22 protein-coding genes and 1 other annotated feature are annotated in these 22,556 nt (G+C 42.0%); all 22 genes read left to right on the forward strand.

Annotated features, from left to right (window positions below; translation table 11 throughout):
- Positions 1-298: 298 nt before the first annotated feature.
- The 22 genes from cysE to rpsJ all read left to right on the forward strand — a co-directional run bounded on the left by cysE (position 299) and on the right by rpsJ (position 22,524).
- Positions 299-949: a serine O-acetyltransferase gene (gene cysE, locus RSX31_RS22050; RefSeq protein ID WP_148971226.1), complete on the forward strand. Its 651-nt coding sequence runs from the start codon at positions 299-301 to the stop codon at positions 947-949.
- Positions 946-2,346 carry a cysteine--tRNA ligase gene (gene cysS / locus RSX31_RS22055; RefSeq protein ID WP_315636036.1) on the forward strand — a complete coding sequence of 467 codons (1,401 nt, stop codon included), beginning with the start codon at positions 946-948 and terminating at the stop codon, positions 2,344-2,346. The genes cysE and cysS overlap by 4 nt, the downstream gene beginning before the upstream one ends.
- A complete protein-coding gene (locus tag RSX31_RS22060) occupies positions 2,346-2,771 on the forward strand; it encodes a Mini-ribonuclease 3 (RefSeq protein WP_148996554.1) in 426 nt (141 codons plus the stop codon). The genes cysS and RSX31_RS22060 overlap by 1 nt, the downstream gene beginning before the upstream one ends.
- Positions 2,768-3,511, forward strand: coding sequence for a 23S rRNA (guanosine(2251)-2'-O)-methyltransferase RlmB (rlmB, locus tag RSX31_RS22065; protein ID WP_148996555.1), 744 nt, complete (start codon positions 2,768-2,770; stop codon positions 3,509-3,511). The genes RSX31_RS22060 and rlmB overlap by 4 nt, the downstream gene beginning before the upstream one ends.
- A gap of 6 nt (positions 3,512-3,517) precedes the next feature.
- A complete protein-coding gene (locus tag RSX31_RS22070) occupies positions 3,518-4,027 on the forward strand; it encodes an NYN domain-containing protein (protein WP_148971230.1) in 510 nt (169 codons plus the stop codon).
- Positions 4,028-4,104: 77 nt separating this feature from the next.
- Positions 4,105-4,749 (forward strand): RNA polymerase sporulation sigma factor SigH, encoded by a 645-nt coding sequence (gene sigH, locus RSX31_RS22075; RefSeq protein WP_374056919.1) that lies wholly within the window; start codon positions 4,105-4,107, stop codon positions 4,747-4,749.
- A gap of 72 nt (positions 4,750-4,821) precedes the next feature.
- Positions 4,822-4,968: a 50S ribosomal protein L33 gene (rpmG, locus tag RSX31_RS22080; RefSeq protein WP_079534455.1), complete on the forward strand. Its 147-nt coding sequence runs from the start codon at positions 4,822-4,824 to the stop codon at positions 4,966-4,968.
- 48 nt (positions 4,969-5,016) lie between these two features.
- Positions 5,017-5,196, forward strand: coding sequence for a preprotein translocase subunit SecE (secE, locus tag RSX31_RS22085; RefSeq protein WP_044340513.1), 180 nt, complete (start codon positions 5,017-5,019; stop codon positions 5,194-5,196).
- Positions 5,197-5,365: 169 nt separating this feature from the next.
- On the forward strand, positions 5,366-5,899 hold the full coding sequence (gene nusG, locus RSX31_RS22090; RefSeq protein ID WP_098353402.1) for a transcription termination/antitermination protein NusG: 534 nt from the start codon (positions 5,366-5,368) through the stop codon (positions 5,897-5,899).
- 175 nt (positions 5,900-6,074) lie between these two features.
- Positions 6,075-6,500: a 50S ribosomal protein L11 gene (rplK, locus tag RSX31_RS22095; protein WP_032085258.1), complete on the forward strand. Its 426-nt coding sequence runs from the start codon at positions 6,075-6,077 to the stop codon at positions 6,498-6,500.
- A gap of 74 nt (positions 6,501-6,574) precedes the next feature.
- Positions 6,575-7,321: a 50S ribosomal protein L1 gene (gene rplA, locus RSX31_RS22100; protein ID WP_282139298.1), complete on the forward strand. Its 747-nt coding sequence runs from the start codon at positions 6,575-6,577 to the stop codon at positions 7,319-7,321.
- A 51-nt stretch (positions 7,322-7,372) separates the two neighbouring features.
- Positions 7,373-7,517, forward strand: a sequence feature (ribosomal protein L10 leader region).
- Positions 7,518-7,559: 42 nt separating this feature from the next.
- On the forward strand, positions 7,560-8,060 hold the full coding sequence (rplJ, locus tag RSX31_RS22105) for a 50S ribosomal protein L10 (RefSeq protein WP_148971232.1): 501 nt from the start codon (positions 7,560-7,562) through the stop codon (positions 8,058-8,060).
- A 57-nt stretch (positions 8,061-8,117) separates the two neighbouring features.
- Positions 8,118-8,477: a 50S ribosomal protein L7/L12 gene (gene rplL / locus RSX31_RS22110; RefSeq protein ID WP_148971233.1), complete on the forward strand. Its 360-nt coding sequence runs from the start codon at positions 8,118-8,120 to the stop codon at positions 8,475-8,477.
- A 156-nt stretch (positions 8,478-8,633) separates the two neighbouring features.
- Positions 8,634-9,242: a class I SAM-dependent methyltransferase gene (locus tag RSX31_RS22115; protein ID WP_148996569.1), complete on the forward strand. Its 609-nt coding sequence runs from the start codon at positions 8,634-8,636 to the stop codon at positions 9,240-9,242.
- A 232-nt stretch (positions 9,243-9,474) separates the two neighbouring features.
- A complete protein-coding gene (gene rpoB / locus RSX31_RS22120) occupies positions 9,475-13,032 on the forward strand; it encodes a DNA-directed RNA polymerase subunit beta (protein ID WP_148996557.1) in 3,558 nt (1,185 codons plus the stop codon).
- 51 nt (positions 13,033-13,083) lie between these two features.
- Positions 13,084-16,683: a DNA-directed RNA polymerase subunit beta' gene (gene rpoC / locus RSX31_RS22125; RefSeq protein ID WP_315636037.1), complete on the forward strand. Its 3,600-nt coding sequence runs from the start codon at positions 13,084-13,086 to the stop codon at positions 16,681-16,683.
- A gap of 160 nt (positions 16,684-16,843) precedes the next feature.
- A complete protein-coding gene (locus RSX31_RS22130) occupies positions 16,844-17,092 on the forward strand; it encodes a 50S ribosomal protein L7ae-like protein (RefSeq protein ID WP_148971237.1) in 249 nt (82 codons plus the stop codon).
- Between the two features lie 99 nt (positions 17,093-17,191).
- Positions 17,192-17,614: a 30S ribosomal protein S12 gene (rpsL, locus tag RSX31_RS22135; protein WP_032085266.1), complete on the forward strand. Its 423-nt coding sequence runs from the start codon at positions 17,192-17,194 to the stop codon at positions 17,612-17,614.
- 44 nt (positions 17,615-17,658) lie between these two features.
- The gene (gene rpsG, locus RSX31_RS22140) at positions 17,659-18,129 is read left to right on the forward strand and encodes a 30S ribosomal protein S7 (RefSeq protein WP_034765993.1); all 471 of its coding nucleotides are present in this window, start codon (positions 17,659-17,661) and stop codon (positions 18,127-18,129) included.
- Positions 18,130-18,180: 51 nt separating this feature from the next.
- On the forward strand, positions 18,181-20,259 hold the full coding sequence (gene fusA, locus RSX31_RS22145) for an elongation factor G (RefSeq protein ID WP_148971238.1): 2,079 nt from the start codon (positions 18,181-18,183) through the stop codon (positions 20,257-20,259).
- Between the two features lie 129 nt (positions 20,260-20,388).
- Positions 20,389-21,579, forward strand: coding sequence for an elongation factor Tu (gene tuf / locus RSX31_RS22150; protein ID WP_113970887.1), 1,191 nt, complete (start codon positions 20,389-20,391; stop codon positions 21,577-21,579).
- Between the two features lie 636 nt (positions 21,580-22,215).
- Positions 22,216-22,524: a 30S ribosomal protein S10 gene (rpsJ, locus tag RSX31_RS22155; RefSeq protein ID WP_007085291.1), complete on the forward strand. Its 309-nt coding sequence runs from the start codon at positions 22,216-22,218 to the stop codon at positions 22,522-22,524.
- Positions 22,525-22,556 lie beyond the last annotated feature (32 nt).

Genomic DNA, 22,556 nt, shown 5'->3' on the forward strand with positions numbered 1-22,556 from the left:
CGCCTGCGCTTTTATTTTATCTAGCTCCGGCAGCTAGGCCCTCGAGGTCATAAGCTAAATGGTCCAGGAAGGCAAAAAACGCCATCCCGGCCCATTCATCTTATGCTTGTCGGGCCTGACCAAGCCGCCTGCGCTTTTATTTTATCCAGCTCCAGCGGCTAGAGGCTCGAGGTCATAAGTCAATCCCACCAAAAAGGCAAAGAACGCCTTTCCGGAGGGCTGGCCTTATGCTTGTCGCCTCTGGACGAAGCCCTTACGCTTTTCTGATTGTCCAATTTTTTTGAGAGAGGGGATCCGAATGTTTAAGTCATTTAGGGAAGATATAGAAGTAGTGTTTGATCAGGATCCGGCTGCGAGGAATTATCTCGAGGTCATCCTTACGTATTCGGGTCTTCATGCCATATGGGCCCACCGCATAGCCCATGCTTTTTTCAAAAGGAAATTCTTTTTTATCGCTCGCGTTATTTCACAGGTAAGCCGCTTTTTCACCGGGGTTGAGATTCACCCAGGGGCAAAGATCGGCCGCCGATTCTTCATTGATCATGGTATGGGAGTCGTGATTGGTGAAACGTGTGAAATCGGAGATAATGTTACGCTCTTTCAAGGGGTGACCCTTGGTGGAACAGGCAAAGAAAAAGGGAAGCGGCATCCTACGATTCAGGATAATGCCCTTATCGCCACGGGAGCGAAAGTATTAGGATCGATTGTAGTTGGGGAAAATTCTAAAGTAGGGGCTGGATCGGTCGTGCTGAAAGATGTTCCTCCCAACTCAACCGTCGTCGGGATTCCGGGGAAGGTCGTCATTCAGGATGGCGTCAAGATACAGAAGGATCTGAATCACTGTGACCTCCCGGATCCGATGAATGATCGTATGAAGCAACTGGAAATGGAATTGAACGAGGTAAAATCATTATTAAGGGAATACGAAGGAAGGAGTCGATCATATTGACGATTCGTTTATATAACACACTGACAAGAAAAAAAGAGGAATTCAAACCCCTGGAAGAGGGTAAAGTCAAAATGTATGTGTGCGGGCCGACGGTTTATAACTATATTCATATAGGAAATGCACGCCCGGCCATTGTCTTCGATACGGTGAGACGCTATTTGGAATACAGAGGCTTTGATGTTCACTTTGTATCTAATTTTACAGATGTAGATGATAAATTGATTCGGGCGGCAAAGGAGCTGGGAATGGATGTTCCGACGGTTGCCCAGCGCTTTATCCAGGCGTACTTTGAAGATACCGGAGCACTTGGGTGCAAGAAAGCGGATGTTCATCCGACTGTAACAGACAATATTGATGCCATCATTGATTTCATCTCTGCTCTTGTTGAAAAAGGGTTTGCTTACGAATCACAAGGCGACGTTTATTATCGTACAAGAAAGTTTGATGGCTACGGTAAGCTTTCTCATCAGCCGATCGATGAGCTTAAAGCAGGCGCCCGCATAGATGTAGGGGATAAAAAAGAAGATGCTCTTGATTTCGTATTATGGAAAGCAGCGAAAGAAGGGGAAATTTCTTGGGAAAGTCCTTGGGGTGAAGGCCGTCCCGGCTGGCATATTGAGTGCTCTGCCATGGCAAAGCGCTACTTGGGGGATACCATCGATATTCACGCCGGGGGCCAGGATTTAACCTTCCCTCATCACGAGAATGAAATCGCACAATCAGAAGCACTTACAGGTAAGCCATTCGCTAAGTACTGGATGCACAATGGATATATTAATATTGATAATGAGAAAATGTCTAAATCACTTGGGAATTTTGTATTGGTTCATGACATCATTAAAGAACAGGATCCACAAGTCCTTCGTTTCTTTATGCTATCTGTTCATTACCGTCATCCTATCAACTACAATTTAGAGCTTCTTCAAAATGCAGAGTCCGCTTTAGATAGAATTAAGACTGCTTATGAGAACTTGAAGCACCGTAAGGAATCGAGTACAGACTTAACGGATAACAACCGGGAATGGCTGGACAAAATCGCTGAGTTAAAAGCGCAGTTCATCTCTGAAATGGATGATGATTTTAACACAGCCAACGGAATTTCCGTATTATTCGAATTATCCAGGCAAGCCAATTATTATTTGATGGAGAAGAATACAGCTACAGAAGTAATTGATACGTTCTTAAGCCAATTCGAAGACTTCTTCTCTGTCCTGGGGCTAAGCCTTCAGGAAGCAGAACTGTTGGACGAGGAAGTGGAAGAACTGATCGAGAAACGCGTTCAGGCACGTAAAGATCGGAACTTCCGATTAGCAGATGAAATTCGTGACACGTTGAAAGAGATGAATATCATCCTGGAAGATACTCCTCAAGGCATTCGCTGGAAAAGAGGGTCTTAATGCTTCACGAGATAAATGAACAAATCGATGCGAAACAAATCAATGCACTTGCACTTGCTTATATGGGGGATGCTGTATATGAAACGTATGTACGGCAGCTCCTCTTAACAAAAGGAAAGATCAAACCGAATCAGCTGCACAGAGCAGCGACTAAGTATGTGTCAGCTAAAGCTCAAGCGGCTATTCTCAGAACGTTGTTCGATCAGGACGTCTTAACGGAAGAAGAGATTTCGATTGTCAAGCGCGGCCGGAATGCGAAATCCGGGACAACTCCAAAAAACACGGATGTACAAACGTATAAACACAGCACTGCTTTTGAGGCGCTTATTGGATATTTGTTTTTACTTAATCGTACAGAGCGATTAGAGGAACTGTTGAAGATTATATTTGAACAAGCCCAGGCAGGAAAGGAGGAGAAGAAATGAGTAAAGATTTTATCGGAGGAAGAAATCCGGTTTTGGAAGCATTGAAGTCAGGAAGGGATATTAATAAGATTTGGATTGCAGAAGGTTCTCAGAAAGGCTCCATCCAGCAAATTGTTGGACTTGCCAAGGAATCGAATGTGATGGTTCAATACGTCCCGAAGAAGAAGATAGAACAAATGGTAGCGGAAAATCATCAAGGGGTCGTGGCCTCTGTAGCTGCTTATCAGTATGCGGAAATCGATGATTTGTTTCATAGGGCCGAACAAAAAGGTGAAGATCCATTCATACTGATCCTGGATGAATTAGAGGATCCTCATAACCTGGGTTCGATCATGAGAACAGCGGATGCTGCTGGTGCCCATGGAATCATCATCCCGAAGAGGAGAGCAGTGGGGCTGACGTCAACGGTAGCGAAAGCATCAACGGGTGCCATTGAGCACATTCCGGTTGCACGTGTAACCAACCTTTCCAGAGCGGTTGATGAATTGAAAGAACGTGGTGTATGGGTGGCAGGAACGGATGCGAAAGGAAAGCAGGATTTTCGCCAATTGGATGGTACGCTGCCTATCGGCTTAATTATCGGTAGTGAAGGTAAAGGGATGAGCCGAATACTTAGAGATAAATGTGATTTCCTTGTTCAGTTGCCAATGGTCGGTCATGTAACATCATTAAACGCTTCGGTGGCAGCTAGTATTTTAATGTATGAGGTCTATCGTAAACGCCACCCGTTGGGAGAATAGAGAGACATGGATATTCTCCTTGTAGACGGCTATAACATAATCGGTGCCTGGTCAGAGCTGAATGAGTTGAAACATAAGGATTTGGCCGCAGCGAGAGATCGCCTTGTAGAACTAATGGCAGAATATCAAGGATATACCGGCTACCGGGTCATTGTCGTTTTTGATGCTTATTACGTTCAGGGAATTGCCCGTAAATATAGAAATTATAAGGTAGAAGTCATTTTCACGAAAGAAAATGAAACAGCGGACGAACGAATTGAAAAATTAGCCATTGAGTTAAGTAATATTAAAACTCAAATTCATGTAGCGACTTCTGATTTCACGGAGCAATGGGCGATCTTTGGCCAGGGAGCCCTCCGTAAATCAGCAAGGGAGCTTCTGACGGAAGTAAAAGTCATCGAAAAAAAAATTGAAAGAAAAGTACGGAATTCAAGTGATAAAAGGCCGGCTTCCAAGATCCAATTATCAGATGAAGTTGCTGAAATTTTCGAAAAATGGCGCCGCGGGGAACAATGAGAGGTTGACGATTGAATTTTCTGTAATGTATAATATTTCTATCTATTGTTTTGCGCGGGGGGATGTGTGTGAGCAATATCACCAGGACAGAAGCATTTGATAATCGATTAGAAGGCATGGATGATGAAGAGATAATAGAAGCCGTCCATCAGGGTCACAGCGAAGCGTTAGATTTTTTAATCAGGAAATATCGTAATTTTGTTAGAGCGAAAGCCCGCTCGTATTTCTTAATTGGAGCAGATAAGGAAGATATCGTCCAGGAGGGTATGATCGGATTATACAAAGCGATACGTGATTATAAGGAGGACAAGCTGACCTCTTTTAAAGCGTTTGCAGAGCTTTGTATCACAAGACAAATCATTACAGCCATTAAGACAGCCACGAGACAGAAGCATATACCGTTAAATTCGTATGTTTCATTGGATAAGCCCATTTATGATGACGAGTCAGACCGAACGCTCTTAGATGTTATTTCAGGTGCGAAAGTAATGGATCCGGAAGCGCTGATTATCAATCGTGAGGAATTCGATAATATGGAAGACAAGATGGCTCAGTTATTAAGTGATCTTGAGAGGAAAGTCCTGGCTCTTTATTTAGACGGGCAATCCTATCAGGAGATTTCTGAAGAGCTGAACCGCCATGTAAAATCCATTGACAATGCCTTGCAGCGAGTGAAGAGAAAGCTCGAACGATACTTGGAAGTTCGCGAAATAACGATGTAAAGTCATATTGACACAAATTGGTGGTCGTGTTATTTTTGATAGGACTTACTATGGATAGTATAGGTGGAATATATGACTACTAAATTAATACTTGCTTGTACGGTGTGTGGTTCCAGGAACTATAGTGTACCGGGTAATCGTAATCAAGCAGTTCGATTAGAATTAAAGAAATTCTGTAATACATGTAATGCTCACACCCTACACAAAGAAACAAAATAGTGGAGCACCAAGTCTTGCGTATTGATATTAGTTGGAGGTTACAAACGGATGTTTAAATTCTTTCGCAATGTTGCATCAGAAATGAGAAAGGTCAGCTGGCCTAAACGTAAAGAGTTAACACGCTATACGATTACCGTTATTACAACAGTGGTATTTGTTGCCCTTTTCTTTGCTGTCATTGACCTGGGCATCTCAGAACTTATGCGATTGATCATTGGTTCTAAGTAAGAGAAACATAGAATTAGTTGTATATATACCGTAAAAGCATGGTATAATGAATGTTAATAGAGTACATGACCTTAGAGCCCGTTATCTTTTTACGGGTTTTTTCATTTGGAGAAAAAGGCGAAAGAGTATTCTTAAATAGCGAGGAGGGACGGACGTTTAGTCCTATTAAATGGAGAAGAATTGGTATGTAGTTCATACTTATTCAGGATACGAGAATAAGGTTAAAGCAAACCTTGAGAAACGTGTTGAAACGATGGGGATGCAAGACAAAATCTTCCGCGTGATCGTACCTGAAGAAGAAGAAACAGATTTTAAGAACGGTAAGAAGAAAGTCGTTAAGAAGAAAGTATTCCCTGGTTACGTGATTGTTGAAATCGTCATGACGGATGATTCCTGGTATGTTGTACGTAATACACCTGGAGTTACCGGATTTGTCGGTTCATCTGGATCCGGATCAAAGCCTACTCCGTTACTGCCCGAAGAAGTAACGAATCTTCTGAAGCAAATGGGCATGACAGAGAAAAAGGTAGAGATCGACTTCGAATTAGGAGAAACAGTAAAAGTAAACGAAGGTCCGTTTGCGAACTTCACTGGTTCAATCGAAGAGATCGATAATGCGAAAGCAAAAGTGAAAGTCCATGTTAATATGTTTGGCAGAGATACCCCGGTAGAACTGGATTTCTCCCAAATTGATAAATTATAATGGAAAAGAACTTGAAATCATTCTGAAAAAATGGTACTATTTCATAAGTCAGTGCGTCTCCACAAAGAGATACTGAAACTAATAGACGTTCTTTATGTTGATAAAGACATTTTTTACATGAGTGGGAGGGTGAAAAACCCAATAACCACATCACGGACTTAAGGAGGTGTGTCTCGTGGCTAAAAAAGTTATCAAAATGGTTAAATTGCAGATTCCTGCCGGTAAAGCTAATCCAGCTCCACCAGTTGGTCCTGCACTAGGTCAAGCAGGTGTTAACATCATGGGATTCTGTAAGGAATTCAATGCTCGTACAGCAGATCAAGCTGGCTTAATCATTCCTGTTGAAATTACGGTATTTGAAGACCGTTCATTTACATTCATCACAAAAACTCCACCCGCTGCAGTTTTACTTAAGAAAGCAGCTGGTATCGAGTCTGGTTCAGGCGAACCAAACAGCAAGAAAGTGGCAACACTTAAACGCGACAAAGTACGTGAAATTGCTGAAACAAAAATGCCTGACTTAAATGCAGCTAGTGTTGAATCAGCTATGCGCATGGTAGAAGGAACTGCGCGCAGCATGGGTATCGTCATCGAAGACTAATCCCTGCTTCGTCAAAGGTCCTGTTGAACGAGGTTGCGATGATGAAATGTACGTTTCACTCGCAACCTTATTTCGTGGGAGGTTATTCCGCTAAAACCACATATAGGAGGAAATATAAAATGGCAAAAAAAGGTAAAAAGTTTCTTGAAGCTCAAAAGCTTGTAGATCGTACTACAGCTTACTCAGTTGAAGAAGCAATCGAACTAGTTAAGAAAACAAACTTCGCTAAGTTTGACGCAACGATTGAAGTAGCGTTCCGCTTAGGTGTAGATACTCGTAAAAACGACCAGCAAATCCGCGGAGCAGTTGTACTTCCACACGGAACTGGTAAAACTCAAAAGGTCCTTGTATTCGCTAAAGGCGATAAAGCAAAAGAAGCAGAAGCTGCTGGCGCTGATTTCGTAGGTGATGCAGAACTTATCAACAAAATCAACCAAGGTTGGTTCGAGTTCGACGTAATCGTAGCAACTCCGGACATGATGGGTGAAGTTGGTAAACTTGGTCGTGTATTAGGACCTAAAGGTTTAATGCCAAACCCTAAAACTGGAACAGTTACATTCGACGTAACGAAAGCTGTTAATGAAATCAAAGCAGGTAAAGTTGAATACCGTGCTGACAAATCAGGTAACGTTCATGTTCCTGTTGGAAAGATTTCATTCGACAACGACAAGCTTGTTGAAAACTTTGCTACAATGTATGAAACAATGCTTAAAGTTAAACCTGCTGCTGCAAAAGGAACTTACATGAAAAACGTTTCTGTAACTTCCACTATGGGACCTGGCGTTAAAGTCGATCCTTCATCTTTCGCAGTTAAGGCATAATTTGGTATTGACTTACTAGGGACTAGTGATTATAATTAGTTCTGTTGTTAAAAAACGAATACATTTGTACCGTAGACAGTAGGTGCTCGTTAAGAGCTTAATGCCCTGCCGAGGTAATTGCGATAAAATAACCGCTTATAGCGTGTTTGCAATGCCCTTATGTCTACCTTGATATAAGGGCATTTTTTATTGGATGACGGTATAAATGTTCATCAGTCAATCTACAGGAGGTGTAATGATGAGCAGCATTCTAGAACAAAAGAAACATATCGTTGGAGAAATCTCTGACAAGCTAAAAAACAGCGTATCTACAATCGTTGTAGATTACCGCGGTCTTGATGTTTCCGAAGTAACTGAGCTTCGTAAACAACTCCGTGAAGCTGGCATCGACTTCAAAGTGTACAAAAACACTATGGTACGTCGTGCGGCTGAAGAAGCTGGTCTTGAAGGGTTAAACGAATTCCTAACTGGTCCTAACGCAATCGCGTTCAGCAGTGAAGAAGTAGTTGCACCTGCAAAGATTCTTAACAGCTTTGCTAAAGAACACGAAGCGCTTGAAATCAAAGCGGGTGTCATCGAAGGAACAATCACTTCAGTTGAGGATGTTAAAGCAATCGCTGAACTTCCAAGCCGCGAAGGACTTCTTTCTATGCTACTCAGCGTGCTTCAAGCACCAATGCGCAACTTCGCATTGGCAACAAAAGCCGTTGCAGATCAAAAAGAAGAGCAAGGCGCGTAAGTTAAAGCAAGTCGTTTAAATAAAAATTAAGCACACATTACAAGGAGGAAATTTAAAATGAGTAAAGAGCAAATCATTGACGCGATTAAAGAAATGTCAGTTCTTGAATTAAATGATCTAGTTAAAGCAATCGAAGAAGAATTCGGAGTAACTGCTGCTGCACCTGTAGCTGTAGCTGCTGGTGGCGGAGAAGCTGCTGCAGAAAAAACTGAATTCGACGTAATCCTTGAGAGCGCTGGATCTCAAAAAATCAAAGTTATCAAAGTTGTTCGTGAAATCACAGGTCTTGGCCTTAAAGAAGCGAAAGAAGTTGTTGATAACACTCCAAAAGCTCTTAAAGAAGGTATTTCTAAAGAGGAAGCTGAAGAACTTAAAGCTAAACTTGAAGAAGTTGGAGCTGGCGTAGAAGTTAAGTAATGATTGTATAGATGAAAAGCTCGCTATATTTGGCGGGCTTTTTTCTTGTCTGGCTTCTAACGGAATATAAACATGGATGTTTATCGTCGGTTATCTTCAGTTCTGTTGGGAATGATGATTACTAGACGATTTGTAAGAATGGATGGAGATGATATAATGACCAATCACTATTATTCTCATAACCCTGATGTAGAGAGTAACCCCCAAACGATTACCTTCGAGTTGAGAGGGCATGCATTCCGTTTCAAAACGGATCAAGGTGTTTTCTCGAAGAAGGAAGTTGACTTTGGTTCAAGAGCTTTGATTGAAACGTTTGAATTGCCTGGCGTAACGGGTCCGTTACTGGATGTCGGTTGTGGGTATGGTCCAATCGGTTTGTCTTTAGCGAAAGAAAATGATGATCGTATCGTTCATATGATTGATGTAAATGAGAGAGCGTTGTCTTTAGCGAAAGAAAATGCTAGAGGGAATAAAGTTCAAAACGTGAGCATCTATCAAAGTGACCGATATACGAATGTCGTTGAAACGGAATTTGCGGCCGTATTAACGAACCCGCCGATAAGAGCAGGGAAAGAAACGGTTCATTCGATTCTTGAAAGTAGTTATGACTATCTGAAGGAAAATGGTGAATTGTGGGTCGTTATTCAGAAGAAACAAGGTGCTCCGTCTGCCATGGATAAAATGGAAGAATTGTTTTCAAATGTAGAAATTGTCGCTAGAAAAAAGGGATACTACATCTTGAAATCGGTAAAAGAAATCCGTTGACGTAGCTTTACTGCTATGATAACATTATAAAATGCAAAAATATTATTTTCCGGTATTATGTCCATATGTATACATATTGGATAAATTGGAAAAGATTATAAAATAATAGTTCGTCATTTGAAAATGAGGTTTTATCATTAAAACCCTTTTTCTTTTTGTCTTGTGTAGAGTAGCATTCCTACTTGAAGGCATATAGACACAACCAAAACGCTTGATTTGAGGGGTGAATCAGTTGACAGGTCAACTAGTTCAGTATGGACGACACCGCCAACGCAGAAGTTTTGCGCGTATCAGTGAAGTTTTAGAATTACCGAATTTAATCGAAATTCAAACTTCCTCGTATCAATGGTTTCTTGATGAGGGGTTAAGAGAAATGTTCCGTGACATTTCTCCGATTGAGGACTTCACTGGTAATCTCTCTTTGGAATTTATTGACTATAGTCTGGGAGAGCCAAAGTACTCGGTGGAAGAATCAAAGGAAAGAGATGTTACTTACTCTGCACCGCTTAGAGTGAAAGTCCGTCTTGTGAACAAGGAAACAGGAGAAGTGAAAGATCAAGACGTATTTATGGGTGACTTCCCATTAATGACAGACACAGGTACTTTTGTCATTAATGGTGCTGAGCGCGTTATCGTATCTCAGCTAGTACGTTCACCTAGTGTTTACTTTAGCGGAAAAGTAGATAAGAACGGAAAGAAAGGGTTTACTGCTACCGTTATACCAAACCGCGGAGCTTGGCTTGAGTATGAAACAGATGCGAAAGATGTTGTATATGTGCGAATTGATCGAACTCGCAAACTACCGGTAACGGTTCTTTTACGTGCCCTTGGGTTTGGCTCTGATCAAGAAATCATCGATTTGATCGGTGATAATGAGTACATTCGTAACACGCTCGAGAAAGACAACACGGAAGGTATCGACAAAGCATTGCTCGAGATTTACGAGCGTCTGCGTCCAGGAGAGCCTCCTACAGTAGAAAATGCTAAAAGTTTACTCGTTTCTCGTTTCTTTGATCCTAAGCGTTATGACTTAGCAAACGTTGGACGTTACAAAATGAACAAAAAGCTTCACATTAAGAACCGTTTATTCGGTCAAACTCTAGCAGAAACTCTAGCAGATCCGGAAACGGGTGAGATTCTGGCGGAGAAAGGCACGGTTCTTGATCGCCGCGCTCTGGATAAGGTTATTCCTTATTTAGAAAATGGCATCGGGTTTAAAAACTACCAACAGTCTGGTGGCGTGTTAGAAGAAGACGTCGTTCTTCAATCTATCAAAATCTATTCTCCTAACGAAGAGGGAGAATTTGAGATTAATGTCATCAGCAATGCGTATGTTGAAGAAGAGGTTAAGTACATTACACCTGCAGATATCATCTCTTCTATTTCTTACTTCTTTAACTTATTACATGGAGTAGGACTAACGGATGATATTGACCATTTAGGTAACCGTCGTTTACGTTCGGTGGGTGAATTGCTTCAAAACCAATTCCGTATCGGTTTATCACGTATGGAGCGTGTTGTTCGTGAAAGAATGTCCATTCAGGACACGAACACGATCACACCTCAGCAACTAATCAACATCCGTCCGGTAATCGCATCAATTAAAGAGTTCTTTGGAAGCTCTCAATTGTCTCAATTTATGGATCAAACGAATCCTCTTGCAGAATTAACGCACAAACGTCGTCTTTCTGCTTTAGGACCTGGTGGATTAACGCGTGAACGTGCAGGATTCGAAGTACGTGACGTACATTACTCCCACTATGGTCGTATGTGTCCGATTGAAACGCCTGAGGGACCAAACATCGGACTGATCAACTCACTTTCTTCATTTGCGAAAGTGAATAAATTCGGCTTTATCGAAACGCCGTATCGTCGTGTTGACCCTGATTCAGGGAAAGTAACCGATCGCATCGATTACTTGACGGCAGACGAAGAAGATAACTATGTAGTGGCACAAGCAAACGCGCGTCTTGGTGATGACGGAGCATTCCTTGATGAAGAAGTCATCGCTCGTTTCCGTGGAGAAAACACGGTTATCAAACGTGAACGTCTGGACTACATGGATGTATCTCCTAAACAAGTAGTATCAGCTGCGACAGCATGTATTCCTTTCTTGGAGAACGATGACTCTAACCGTGCTCTTATGGGAGCGAACATGCAGCGTCAAGCAGTTCCTTTAATGAATCCGGAATCACCGATTGTCGGAACGGGTATGGAACACGTATCTGCGAAAGACTCTGGTGCAGCTGTGATTTGTAAATATGAAGGTATTGTAGAAAAGGTTGAAGCGAAACAAGTTTGGGTACGTCGTGTGAAAGAAATCGACGGTCAAGAAGTAAAAGGTGACCTCGATAAATATCGTATGCAAAAATTCATCCGTTCTAACCAGGGTACATGTTACAACCAGCGTCCGATCGTAAGTGAAGGTGACCGCGTAGTTAAAGGAGAAATCCTTGCTGATGGTCCTTCAATGGAAAAAGGAGAACTTGCCTTAGGACGTAACGTAATGGTTGGATTCATGACTTGGGACGGTTACAACTATGAAGATGCGATCATCATGAGTGAACGTCTTGTAAAAGACGATGTATATACTTCAATTCATATTGAAGAATATGAGTCTGAATCCCGTGATACGAAATTAGGACCTGAAGAAATCACTCGTGATATTCCAAACGTTGGTGAAGATGCACTTCGCAATCTTGATGAGCGTGGAATCATCCGCATCGGTGCTGAAGTAAAAGATGGCGACTTACTTGTCGGTAAAGTAACGCCTAAGGGTGTAACGGAGTTGACTGCTGAAGAACGCCTGTTACATGCAATCTTCGGTGAGAAAGCTCGTGAGGTCCGGGATACATCTCTTCGTGTACCACATGGTGGGGGAGGAATCATCCTCGATGTCAAAGTCTTCAATCGTGAAGACGGCGATGAATTACCACCAGGTGTTAACCAGCTTGTACGTGTATACATCGTTCAGAAGCGTAAAATTTCTGAAGGTGACAAAATGGCTGGTCGTCACGGTAACAAAGGTGTTATCTCAAGAATCCTTCCTGAAGAAGACATGCCGTTCTTGCCGGACGGTACACCGATCGATATCATGTTGAACCCATTAGGGGTACCATCACGTATGAATATCGGACAGGTGCTTGAACTTCATTTAGGTATGGCAGCAAGATACCTTGGTGTACATGTCGCTTCACCGGTATTTGATGGAGCGCGTGAAGAAGACGTATGGGCAACCATCGAAGAAGCCGGTATGGCACGTGATGCGAAAACCGTTCTTTATGATGGTAGAACAGGTGAACCGTTTGATAACCGTGTATCAGTAGGGATCATGTATATGATCAAACTTGCTCACATGGTCGATGACAAACTTCACGCACGTTCAACAGGTCCTTATTCACTTGTTACGCAGCAACCGTTGGGTGGTAAAGCTCAATTCGGTGGACAGCGTTTCGGTGAAATGGAGGTATGGGCACTAGAAGCTTATGGTGCTGCTTACACTCTGCAAGAAATTCTGACGGTTAAGTCTGATGATGTTGTGGGTCGTGTGAAAACATACGAAGCCATTGTCAAAGGTGAAAACGTTCCTGAACCGGGAGTTCCGGAATCATTCAAGGTTCTGATCAAAGAACTTCAAAGTTTAGGTATGGATGTTAAGATCCTCTCTAGTAACGAAGAAGAAATTGAAATGCGTGACTTAGAGGACGAAGAAGAAGTACAACAAGCAGACACGCTAAATATCTCTGAATCTAATGCACAAGAATCACAGACAGTAGGGTCAAAAGAATAAATTTAGAGCAATTAGGGTTAGAGCCTGTAGATTAAAAGGGAGGTAGGCCCCTTGCTAGATGTAAATAATTTTGAGTATATGAAAATTGGTTTAGCTTCCCCCGATAAGATCCGTTCGTGGTCTTTCGGGGAGGTTAAAAAACCTGAAACGATTAACTATCGTACATTAAAACCTGAAAAAGACGGTTTGTTCTGTGAACGTATCTTCGGTCCTACGAAGGACTGGGAATGTCACTGTGGAAAATACAAGCGTGTCCGTTATAAAGGCGTCGTTTGTGACCGCTGTGGTGTTGAAGTAACAAAGGCTAAAGTTCGCCGTGAACGTATGGGTCACATTGAACTGGCTGCCCCTGTATCCCACATCTGGTACTTCAAAGGAATCCCAAGCCGTATGGGACTTGTTTTAGACATGTCTCCCCGCGCTTTGGAAGAAGTTATTTACTTCGCTTCCTATGTTGTAACAGAACCGGGTGACACGGCTCTGGAAAGAAAGCAACTTCTATCTGAGAAAGAGTACCGTGCGTATCGTGAGAAATACGGAGTTAAATTCCAAGCTGCAATGGGAGCTGAAGCGATTAAAAAGCTTCTGCAGGACATTGACCTAGATAAAGAAGCTGATTTCCTTAAAGAAGAACTGAAAACAGCTCAAGGTCAACGACGTACCCGTGCAATCAAACGTTTAGAAGTAGTGGAATCTTTCAGAAACTCAGGAAATGATCCGGATTGGATGATTCTTGATGTATTGCCTGTCATTCCTCCAGAGCTTCGCCCGATGGTTCAGCTTGACGGTGGACGCTTTGCAACTTCTGACTTAAATGATTTATATCGTCGTGTTATTAACCGTAATAACCGTTTGAAGCGTTTATTGGACCTTGGTGCTCCAAGTATCATCGTTCAAAACGAGAAGCGTATGCTTCAAGAAGCAGTCGACGCTTTAATTGATAATGGCCGCCGCGGCCGTCCAGTTACTGGACCAGGTAACCGTCCATTAAAATCCCTTTCACATATGCTTAAAGGGAAGCAAGGTCGTTTCCGTCAGAACCTTCTTGGTAAACGTGTTGACTATTCAGGCCGTTCTGTAATCGTCGTTGGACCTAACCTTAAGATGTATCAATGTGGTCTTCCTAAAGAAATGGCTCTTGAGTTATTCAAACCATTTGTTATGAAAGAACTTGTTGAAAAAGGATTGGCTCACAACATTAAGAGTGCAAAACGCAAGATCGAACGCGTTCAACCGGAAGTATGGGATGTATTAGAAGGGGTTATTAAAGAACATCCAGTTCTCTTAAACCGTGCACCTACTCTTCACAGACTTGGTATTCAAGCATTTGAACCAACTCTAGTCGAAGGTAGAGCGATCCGTCTTCACCCACTTGTATGTACTGCATACAACGCGGATTTTGATGGTGACCAAATGGCGGTTCACGTACCTCTATCTTCTGAAGCACAAGCTGAAGCACGCATGCTGATGCTTGCTGCCCAAAACATCCTTAATCCGAAAGACGGTAAGCCAGTTGTTACTCCGTCCCAGGATATGGTATTAGGTAACTATTACCTGACACTTGAACGTGAAAATGCTGTTGGTGAAGGTATGATCTTCAATGATGCAAATGAAGTCATTCTTGCATATCAAAATGGTTATGTTCACTTGCATACCCGTATTGCGATCCATGCCAGCACCATCAATAACAAAACGTTCACAGAAAAGCAAAATAAACAATTATTATTAACAACGGTAGGTAAAGTAATCTTTAACGAGATCTTACCTGATACATTCCCGTTCATTAACGAACCAACAAGAACGAACTTGGAAGTAGCTACTCCTGAGAACTACTTTGTTGATCCGTCAACGGACGTTAAAGAAGTATTCCAAAACCGTGAGTTAATCAACCCGTTCAAAAAAGGATTCTTAGGGAATATCATTGCGGAAGTATTCAAGAAGTTTGCTATCACAGAAACGTCCCGTATGCTTGATAAGATGAAAGACTTAGGATTCAAATACTCTACCAAAGCCGGTATTACGGTTGGTATCGCAGATATCGTCGTATTAGCGGAAAAAGAAGAAATCTTAATCGAAGCACAAAGTAAAGTAGACAACGTATTAAAACAATTTAAACGTGGTCTTATTACAGAAGATGAAAGATACGATCGTGTTATCTCAATCTGGAGTGCTGCGAAAGATACGATTCAAGGTAAATTAATGGCGACACTCGATAAACGCAACCCGATCTTCATGATGAGTGACTCAGGTGCCCGTGGTAACGCATCTAACTTTACTCAGCTTGCTGGTATGCGTGGACTGATGGCCAACCCGGCTGGTCGTATCATTGAGTTACCGATCAAATCAAGTTTCCGTGAAGGTTTAACGGTTCTTGAGTACTTTATCTCTACACATGGTGCCCGTAAAGGTCTTGCCGATACTGCACTGAAAACAGCTGACTCAGGTTACCTGACACGTCGTCTTGTTGATGTGGCCCAGGATGTAATCGTTCGTGAAGAAGACTGTGGAACAGACAGAGGCCTACTTGTAGGATCCATTAAAGAGGGTACAGAAATCATCGAGCCTCTTGAAGAACGTTTACTTGGTCGTTACTCACGTAAAACATTACGTCATCCTGAGACAGATGAAATCATCATCACAGAAAATCAGCTGATCACAGAAGACTTAGCTAAGACGATCATTGATGCTGGTGTCGAACATGTTTCGATCCGTTCTGCTTTCACATGTAACACTAGACATGGTGTATGTGAGAAATGTTACGGAACGAACCTGGCAACAGGACAAAAAGTCGAAGTAGGGGAAGCTGTGGGAATCATCGCTGCTCAATCCATCGGGGAACCGGGTACTCAGTTAACGATGCGTACGTTCCATACTGGTGGGGTTGCAGGAGACGATATCACTCAAGGTTTACCACGTATCCAAGAGATCTTCGAAGCGCGTAATCCTAAAGGTCAAGCCGTTATTTCTGAAATCGATGGTGTAATTACTTCCATTAGTGAAGGAAAAGATCGTCAGTACGAAATTACCGTTCAAGGTGATGTGGAAACGAGAAGTTACACAGCTCCTTACACAGCCCGCTTGAAATTCGCTGTGAATGATAAAGTAATACGCGGTCAGGAAATCACTGAAGGTTCAATCGATCCAAAAGAACTTCTTAAAGTGCGTGATGTGTCAGCCGTTCAAGAATACTTGCTGCGTGAGGTACAAAAAGTATACCGTATGCAAGGGGTTGAAATCGGCGACAAACACGTTGAGGTTATGGTTCGTCAAATGTTACGCAAGGTTCGTGTTATTGATGCTGGTGAATCAGAGGTACTACCTGGTACTCTTATGGACATCCATCAATTCAGAGATGCGAACGAAAAAGCTCTATTTGGCGGAAAACTTCCGGCAACAGGACGTCCTGTACTGCTCGGAATCACCAAAGCTTCACTTGAAACGGACTCCTTCCTATCAGCAGCATCGTTCCAGGAAACAACTCGTGTGTTAACGGACGCTGCCATTAAAGGAAAACGTGATGAGTTACTTGGATTGAAAGAAAATGTTATCATCGGTAAATTGGTTCCTGCCGGTACAGGTATGCAACGTTACCGCAAGGCAGAGCCGGTATTAGCAGAAGATACTAGTGAAGAAACAGTAACAGTAGAGTAATCTATTTAGGCTAACTCTTAGGCGTGTTTGATTGCTCAAACATAAGCTCTAAGAGTTAGCTTTTATAAATCTTTTAAATCTATGTTGACATAGAGATTTTAAGATGATAATATATTCAAGGTTGCTCCTATTAATAACCTGTTACTTTGGAGGATATGAAATGTCTTATGAAAAAGTAGCGCAGGCTAAAGAAATTATTGTAGGAACAAAGCAAGCAGTGAAAGCTCTAAAAACAGGTCATGTACTAGAGGTTGTTATTGCGGAGGATGCTGATCCCAAAGTTACAGCCAAAGTAGTTCAGGCCGCTATTGATCTTAAAGTACCGGTTAACAAAGTGGATTCCATGAAGAAACTTGGTAAATCGTGCGGAATAGATGTTGGAGCAGCAGCTGTTGCGATTATACAGTAAAATAGTTTTTGTAGAAGCTATCTGCAAAAACTTTACTTTTACCCAAAAAAGAACCACCTGGATGTGTGGGCTTACCAAATAAGAAGGGAGGAAAACAAAATGCCAACTATTAACCAATTAGTTCGCAAGCCTCGTCAGTCTAAATCAACTAAATCAAAGTCACCTGCACTTAACAAAGGTTATAACAGCTTTAAGAAAGTGCACACGAACTTGTCTTCTCCACAAAAACGTGGTGTATGTACTCGTGTTGGTACAATGACTCCAAAGAAACCGAACTCGGCGCTACGTAAATATGCTCGTGTTCGTTTAACAAATGGAATCGAGGTTACTGCTTACATTCCTGGTATCGGACATAACCTTCAAGAGCACAGTGTTGTTCTTATCCGTGGAGGACGTGTAAAGGATTTACCGGGGGTACGTTATCACATCGTACGTGGTGCGCTTGATACAGCTGGAGTTGAAGGCCGTATGCAAGGACGTTCTAAATACGGAACTAAGCGCCCTAAAGCCGCTAAAAAATAATAAAAAAATCATAAATTCATTTCTCGTTGAAAGGAGGAAATCACATGCCACGTAAAGGTCCTGTAGCAAAAAGAGACGTTTTACCTGATCCAATGTACAATTCAAAATTAGTTACTCGTTTAATCAACAAAATCATGATTGACGGTAAAAGAGGTAAAGCTCAAAAGAAACTATACGCTGCGTTTGATATCATTAGCGAGCGTTCAGGTAAAGATGCAATGGAAGTATTCGATGCAGCTCTAAAAAATATCATGCCGGTATTAGAAGTTAAAGCTCGTCGTGTTGGTGGTTCAAACTATCAAGTACCTGTAGAGGTGCGTCCAGAGCGTCGTACTACACTAGGTCTTCGTTGGTTAGTAAACTACTCTCGTCTTCGCGGTGAGAAGACAATGGAAGAGCGTTTAGCTAACGAAATCCTTGATGCAGCTAATAACACTGGAGCTTCTGTTAAGAAGCGTGAAGATACACACAAGATGGCTGAAGCGAACAAAGCGTTTGCTCACTATCGTTGGTAATCTGATCTTAAACAAACAAACCATTCTCATATAAGGAAGGAGAAAGACCGCATGCCTAGAGAGTTCTCCTTAGAAAACACTCGTAATATCGGTATCATGGCTCACATCGATGCTGGTAAAACAACTGCAACTGAGCGTATCCTATTTTATACAGGTCGTATCCATAAAATTGGAGAAACTCACGAAGGTGCTTCTCAAATGGACTGGATGGAGCAAGAGCAAGAACGTGGTATCACTATCACTTCTGCTGCGACAACAGCTCAATGGAAAGGCCATCGTATTAACATCATCGATACACCGGGACACGTAGACTTCACTGTTGAAGTTGAGCGTTCATTGCGTGTACTTGATGGTGCAGTTGCAGTACTTGATGCTCAATCTGGTGTTGAGCCTCAAACTGAAACTGTTTGGCGCCAAGCAACAACTTACGGGGTTCCCCGTGTTGTGTTCGTTAACAAAATGGACAAAATCGGTGCTGACTTCCTTTACTCTGTTGGGACACTTCATGAACGTCTACAAGCGAATGCGCATCCTATTCAGCTTCCAATCGGTGCTGAGGATGATTTCGAAGGTATCATCGACTTAGTTGAAATGAAAGCTTACTTCTATGAAGATGACCTTGGAACACGTGCAGAAGCTCGTGATATTCCTGAAGAGTACAAAGATCAAGCTGATGAATACCGCGGAAAGTTAATTGAAGCAGTTTCTGAACTTGATGAAGAGCTTATGATGAAGTACTTAGAAGGTGAAGAGCTTTCTAACGAAGAAATCAAAGCTGCTATCCGTGCGGCTACACTGACTGTTGAGTTCTACCCGGTAGTTTGTGGATCTGCATTTAAAAACAAAGGGGTTCAATTATTAATTGACTCAGTTATTGACTATCTTCCAGCACCAACAGATGTTGAAGATATCAAAGGTTTTGTTCCTGATACAGAAGAAGAAGTAACTCGTCCATCAGCTGACGATGCGCCATTCTCTGCATTAGCGTTCAAAGTTGCAACTGACCCTTATGTTGGTAAATTAACATTCTTCCGTGTGTACTCAGGAACATTAGATTCTGGTTCATACGTTAGAAACTCTTCTAAAGGTAAACGTGAGCGCGTAGGACGTATCCTGCAAATGCACGCTAACTCCCGTGAAGAAATCTCTACTGTTTACGCTGGAGACATTGCAGCGGCAGTTGGTCTGAAAGATACAAGTACTGGAGATACACTATGTGATGAAAAGAGTCTTGTTATTCTAGAATCAATGGTGTTCCCAGAGCCGGTTATCTCTCTATCTGTTGAGCCTAAATCAAAGGCCGACCAAGATAAAATGACTACTGCTCTACAAAAACTTCAAGAGGAAGATCCAACATTCCGTGCGCATACTGACCAGGAAACTGGACAGGTTATCATCGCAGGTATGGGTGAGCTTCACTTAGATATCATCGTTGACCGTATGAAACGTGAATTCAAAGTAGAAGCAAACGTAGGAGCTCCTCAAGTATCTTACCGTGAGACTTTCCGTGATACGGCTAAAGTTGAAGGTAAGTTCGCTCGTCAATCTGGTGGACGTGGACAATTCGGACACGTTTGGATCGAATTCTCACCTAACGAAGAAGGTAAAGGTTTCGAATTCGAGAACGGTATCGTCGGTGGTGTTGTTCCTCGTGAATACATCCCTGCAGTACAAGCCGGTCTATCTGATGCTTTAGAAAATGGTGTCTTAGCTGGTTTCCCACTTGTTGATGTTAAAGCAAGATTATTCGATGGTTCATACCATGACGTTGACTCCTCTGAGATGGCGTTCAAAATCGCTGCATCAATGGCACTTAAGAATGCTGCTTCTAAATGTAAGCCAGTTATCCTTGAGCCAATGATGAAGGTAGAGGTTGTTATCCCTGAGGAATACCTTGGAGATATCATGGGTGATGTAACTTCTCGTCGTGGACGCGTAGAAGGTATGGAAGCACGCGGTAACGCTCAAGTCGTTAAAGCGTTCGTACCACTATCTGAAATGTTTGGATATGCGACATCTCTTCGTTCTAACACACAAGGACGTGGAACATACTCCATGCACTTCGATCACTATGAAGAAGTACCTAAATCGATTTCTGAAGAAATCATCAAAAAAAATAAAGGTGAATAATTGATTTATTCGCTTTTATAAAGTATAAATACTAATGTAAGCAATAGTTGTGTCAGAGGTGGTTTTTTAGCTATCTCTGAGGCATCCAAAATATACTTATTTTCTTTAAAATCAAAGGAGGATTTTCAAATGGGTAAGGAAAAATTTGATCGTTCCAAGCAACATGCGAATATCGGTACAATCGGTCACGTTGACCACGGTAAAACAACTCTAACAGCTGCAATCACAACTACACTTCACAAGAAGTATGGTCGTGGAACTGCAATGGCATATGACCAAATTGACGGTGCTCCAGAAGAAAGAGAACGTGGAATCACAATCTCTACTGCGCACGTTGAGTATGAAACTGATACTCGTCACTATGCACACGTTGACTGCCCAGGACATGCTGACTATGTTAAAAACATGATCACTGGTGCTGCACAAATGGATGGTGGGATCCTAGTAGTTTCTGCTGCTGATGGCCCAATGCCACAAACTCGTGAGCACATCCTTCTTTCTCGTCAAGTAGGTGTTCCATACCTAGTTGTATTCATGAACAAATGTGACATGGTAGACGACGAAGAGCTACTTGAATTAGTAGAAATGGAAGTACGTGACCTTCTTTCTGAGTACGATTTCCCTGGCGATGACGTACCAGTAATCAAAGGTTCTGCTCTTAAAGCTCTTGAAGGAGAAGCTGAGTGGGAAGAAAAAATCTACGAACTTATGGAAGCTGTAGATAGCTACATCCCAACTCCAGAGCGTGACACTGAAAAGCCATTCATGATGCCTGTTGAGGATGTATTCTCAATCACAGGTCGTGGTACAGTTGCTACTGGTCGTGTTGAGCGTGGACAAGTTAAAGTTGGAGACACTATCGACATCATCGGTCTTTCTGAAGAGCCAAAATCTACTACTGTAACAGGTGTAGAAATGTTCCGTAAGCTTCTTGACTATGCTGAAGCTGGAGACAACATCGGTGCACTACTTCGTGGTGTAGCTCGTGAAGATATCCAACGTGGACAAGTACTTGCTAAGCCAGGTACAATCACTCCACACACAAAGTTCAAAGCAGAAGTTTATGTTCTTTCTAAAGAAGAGGGTGGACGTCACACTCCATTCTTCACTAACTACCGCCCACAGTTCTACTTCCGTACAACTGACGTAACTGGTATCTGTAACCTTCCTGAAGGTGTAGAAATGGTTATGCCTGGCGATAACATCGAAATGACTGTTGAGCTTATCGCTCCAATCGCTATCGAAGAAGGTACTAAGTTCTCTATCCGTGAGGGTGGACGTACTGTAGGTGCTGGAGTAGTAGCTACAATCACTGAGTAATCATTGATATCAAAAACAGATGGACATCATGTCCATCTGTTTTTTTGTTTAAAATAGCTATACCATTTAGACGTACTACAACGTTTTTGATAATGGGGCTGACGAGTTTCTTCTATATAGTATAGTACTTGTTCATTTATGTTGATCAACCTTCAGTAGATATTTTGAAAATGAAATATTTTGGCTTATGATACACACTTCATTTTATATATACTGCTTGATAAGTAATTGAAACACTAAGTTGATTGGAGCATCCCGGAGCGGAAATGGAAATCAACAAGCACTCACTCTTGAGAAAATATTATAAATCAGAGCTATATAAGAATGATTAATATTTCCCTTTGGATTAAAGTCCTTTAATCCACTAACATTGTTATATTTAATATTGTGAAAATACCACATAACCTTGAAAATACCACGGTTCGTTTGTATAATAAAGAAAGTGTGCAAAACATAAAGAATTTGTAAGAAACAGTTGCATCTTCTAGGTGTTTTAGTTATAATAGACAATGTTGGTCTTTGACTGCGATGAAACAGAAGGTTGCTGACACACACGGCCGCTTTGCCATGGCGAGTGTGTGGGAAATTTCTGTGGAGAATGTCTATTCAAAAATAGGCGATAAAGGAGGGAAAATAATGGCAAAACAAAAGATTCGTATCCGTTTAAAGGCTTATGATCACAGAATTCTTGATCAATCAGCTGAGAAAATTGTTGAAACAGCAAAACGTTCTGGTGCGGCGGTTTCTGGACCGATCCCACTACCGACTGAAAAGTCTGTTTACACAATCTTACGTGCTGTACACAAATACAAAGATTCTCGTGAGCAATTCGAAATGCGTACTCATAAACGCTTAATCGACATTGTAAACCCAACACCTCAAACAGTTGATGCGCTTATGCGTTTAGACTTACCATCAGGTGTAGATATCGAAATCAAACTTTAATTCATAAAAACCATAATTATTAGGAGGTGTGA

It is taken from the genome of Rossellomorea yichunensis, from assembly GCF_032337515.1.
In the GTDB taxonomy this organism is placed as follows: domain Bacteria; phylum Bacillota; class Bacilli; order Bacillales; family Bacillaceae_B; genus Rossellomorea; species Rossellomorea yichunensis.

Excerpts from the sequence above, each read along its gene's own strand:
- rpmG (WP_079534455.1), top strand. The coding sequence starts at position 4,822 with ATGACTACTAAATTAATACTTGCTTGTACGGTGTGTGGTTCCAGGAAC.
- RSX31_RS22130 (WP_148971237.1), top strand. The coding sequence starts at position 16,844 with ATGTCTTATGAAAAAGTAGCGCAGGCTAAAGAAATTATTGTAGGAACA.
- rplL (WP_148971233.1), top strand. The coding sequence starts at position 8,118 with ATGAGTAAAGAGCAAATCATTGACGCGATTAAAGAAATGTCAGTTCTT.
- secE (WP_044340513.1), top strand. The coding sequence starts at position 5,017 with ATGTTTAAATTCTTTCGCAATGTTGCATCAGAAATGAGAAAGGTCAGC.
- tuf (WP_113970887.1), top strand. The coding sequence starts at position 20,389 with ATGGGTAAGGAAAAATTTGATCGTTCCAAGCAACATGCGAATATCGGT.
- fusA (WP_148971238.1), top strand. The coding sequence starts at position 18,181 with ATGCCTAGAGAGTTCTCCTTAGAAAACACTCGTAATATCGGTATCATG.
- cysE (WP_148971226.1), top strand. The coding sequence starts at position 299 with ATGTTTAAGTCATTTAGGGAAGATATAGAAGTAGTGTTTGATCAGGAT.
- RSX31_RS22070 (WP_148971230.1), top strand. The coding sequence starts at position 3,518 with ATGGATATTCTCCTTGTAGACGGCTATAACATAATCGGTGCCTGGTCA.
- rpsG (WP_034765993.1), top strand. The coding sequence starts at position 17,659 with ATGCCACGTAAAGGTCCTGTAGCAAAAAGAGACGTTTTACCTGATCCA.
- RSX31_RS22060 (WP_148996554.1), top strand. The coding sequence starts at position 2,346 with ATGCTTCACGAGATAAATGAACAAATCGATGCGAAACAAATCAATGCA.
- nusG (WP_098353402.1), top strand. The coding sequence starts at position 5,366 with ATGGAGAAGAATTGGTATGTAGTTCATACTTATTCAGGATACGAGAAT.
- rplJ (WP_148971232.1), top strand. The coding sequence starts at position 7,560 with ATGAGCAGCATTCTAGAACAAAAGAAACATATCGTTGGAGAAATCTCT.
- RSX31_RS22115 (WP_148996569.1), top strand. The coding sequence starts at position 8,634 with ATGACCAATCACTATTATTCTCATAACCCTGATGTAGAGAGTAACCCC.
- rpsL (WP_032085266.1), top strand. The coding sequence starts at position 17,192 with ATGCCAACTATTAACCAATTAGTTCGCAAGCCTCGTCAGTCTAAATCA.
- rpsJ (WP_007085291.1), top strand. The coding sequence starts at position 22,216 with ATGGCAAAACAAAAGATTCGTATCCGTTTAAAGGCTTATGATCACAGA.
- rlmB (WP_148996555.1), top strand. The coding sequence starts at position 2,768 with ATGAGTAAAGATTTTATCGGAGGAAGAAATCCGGTTTTGGAAGCATTG.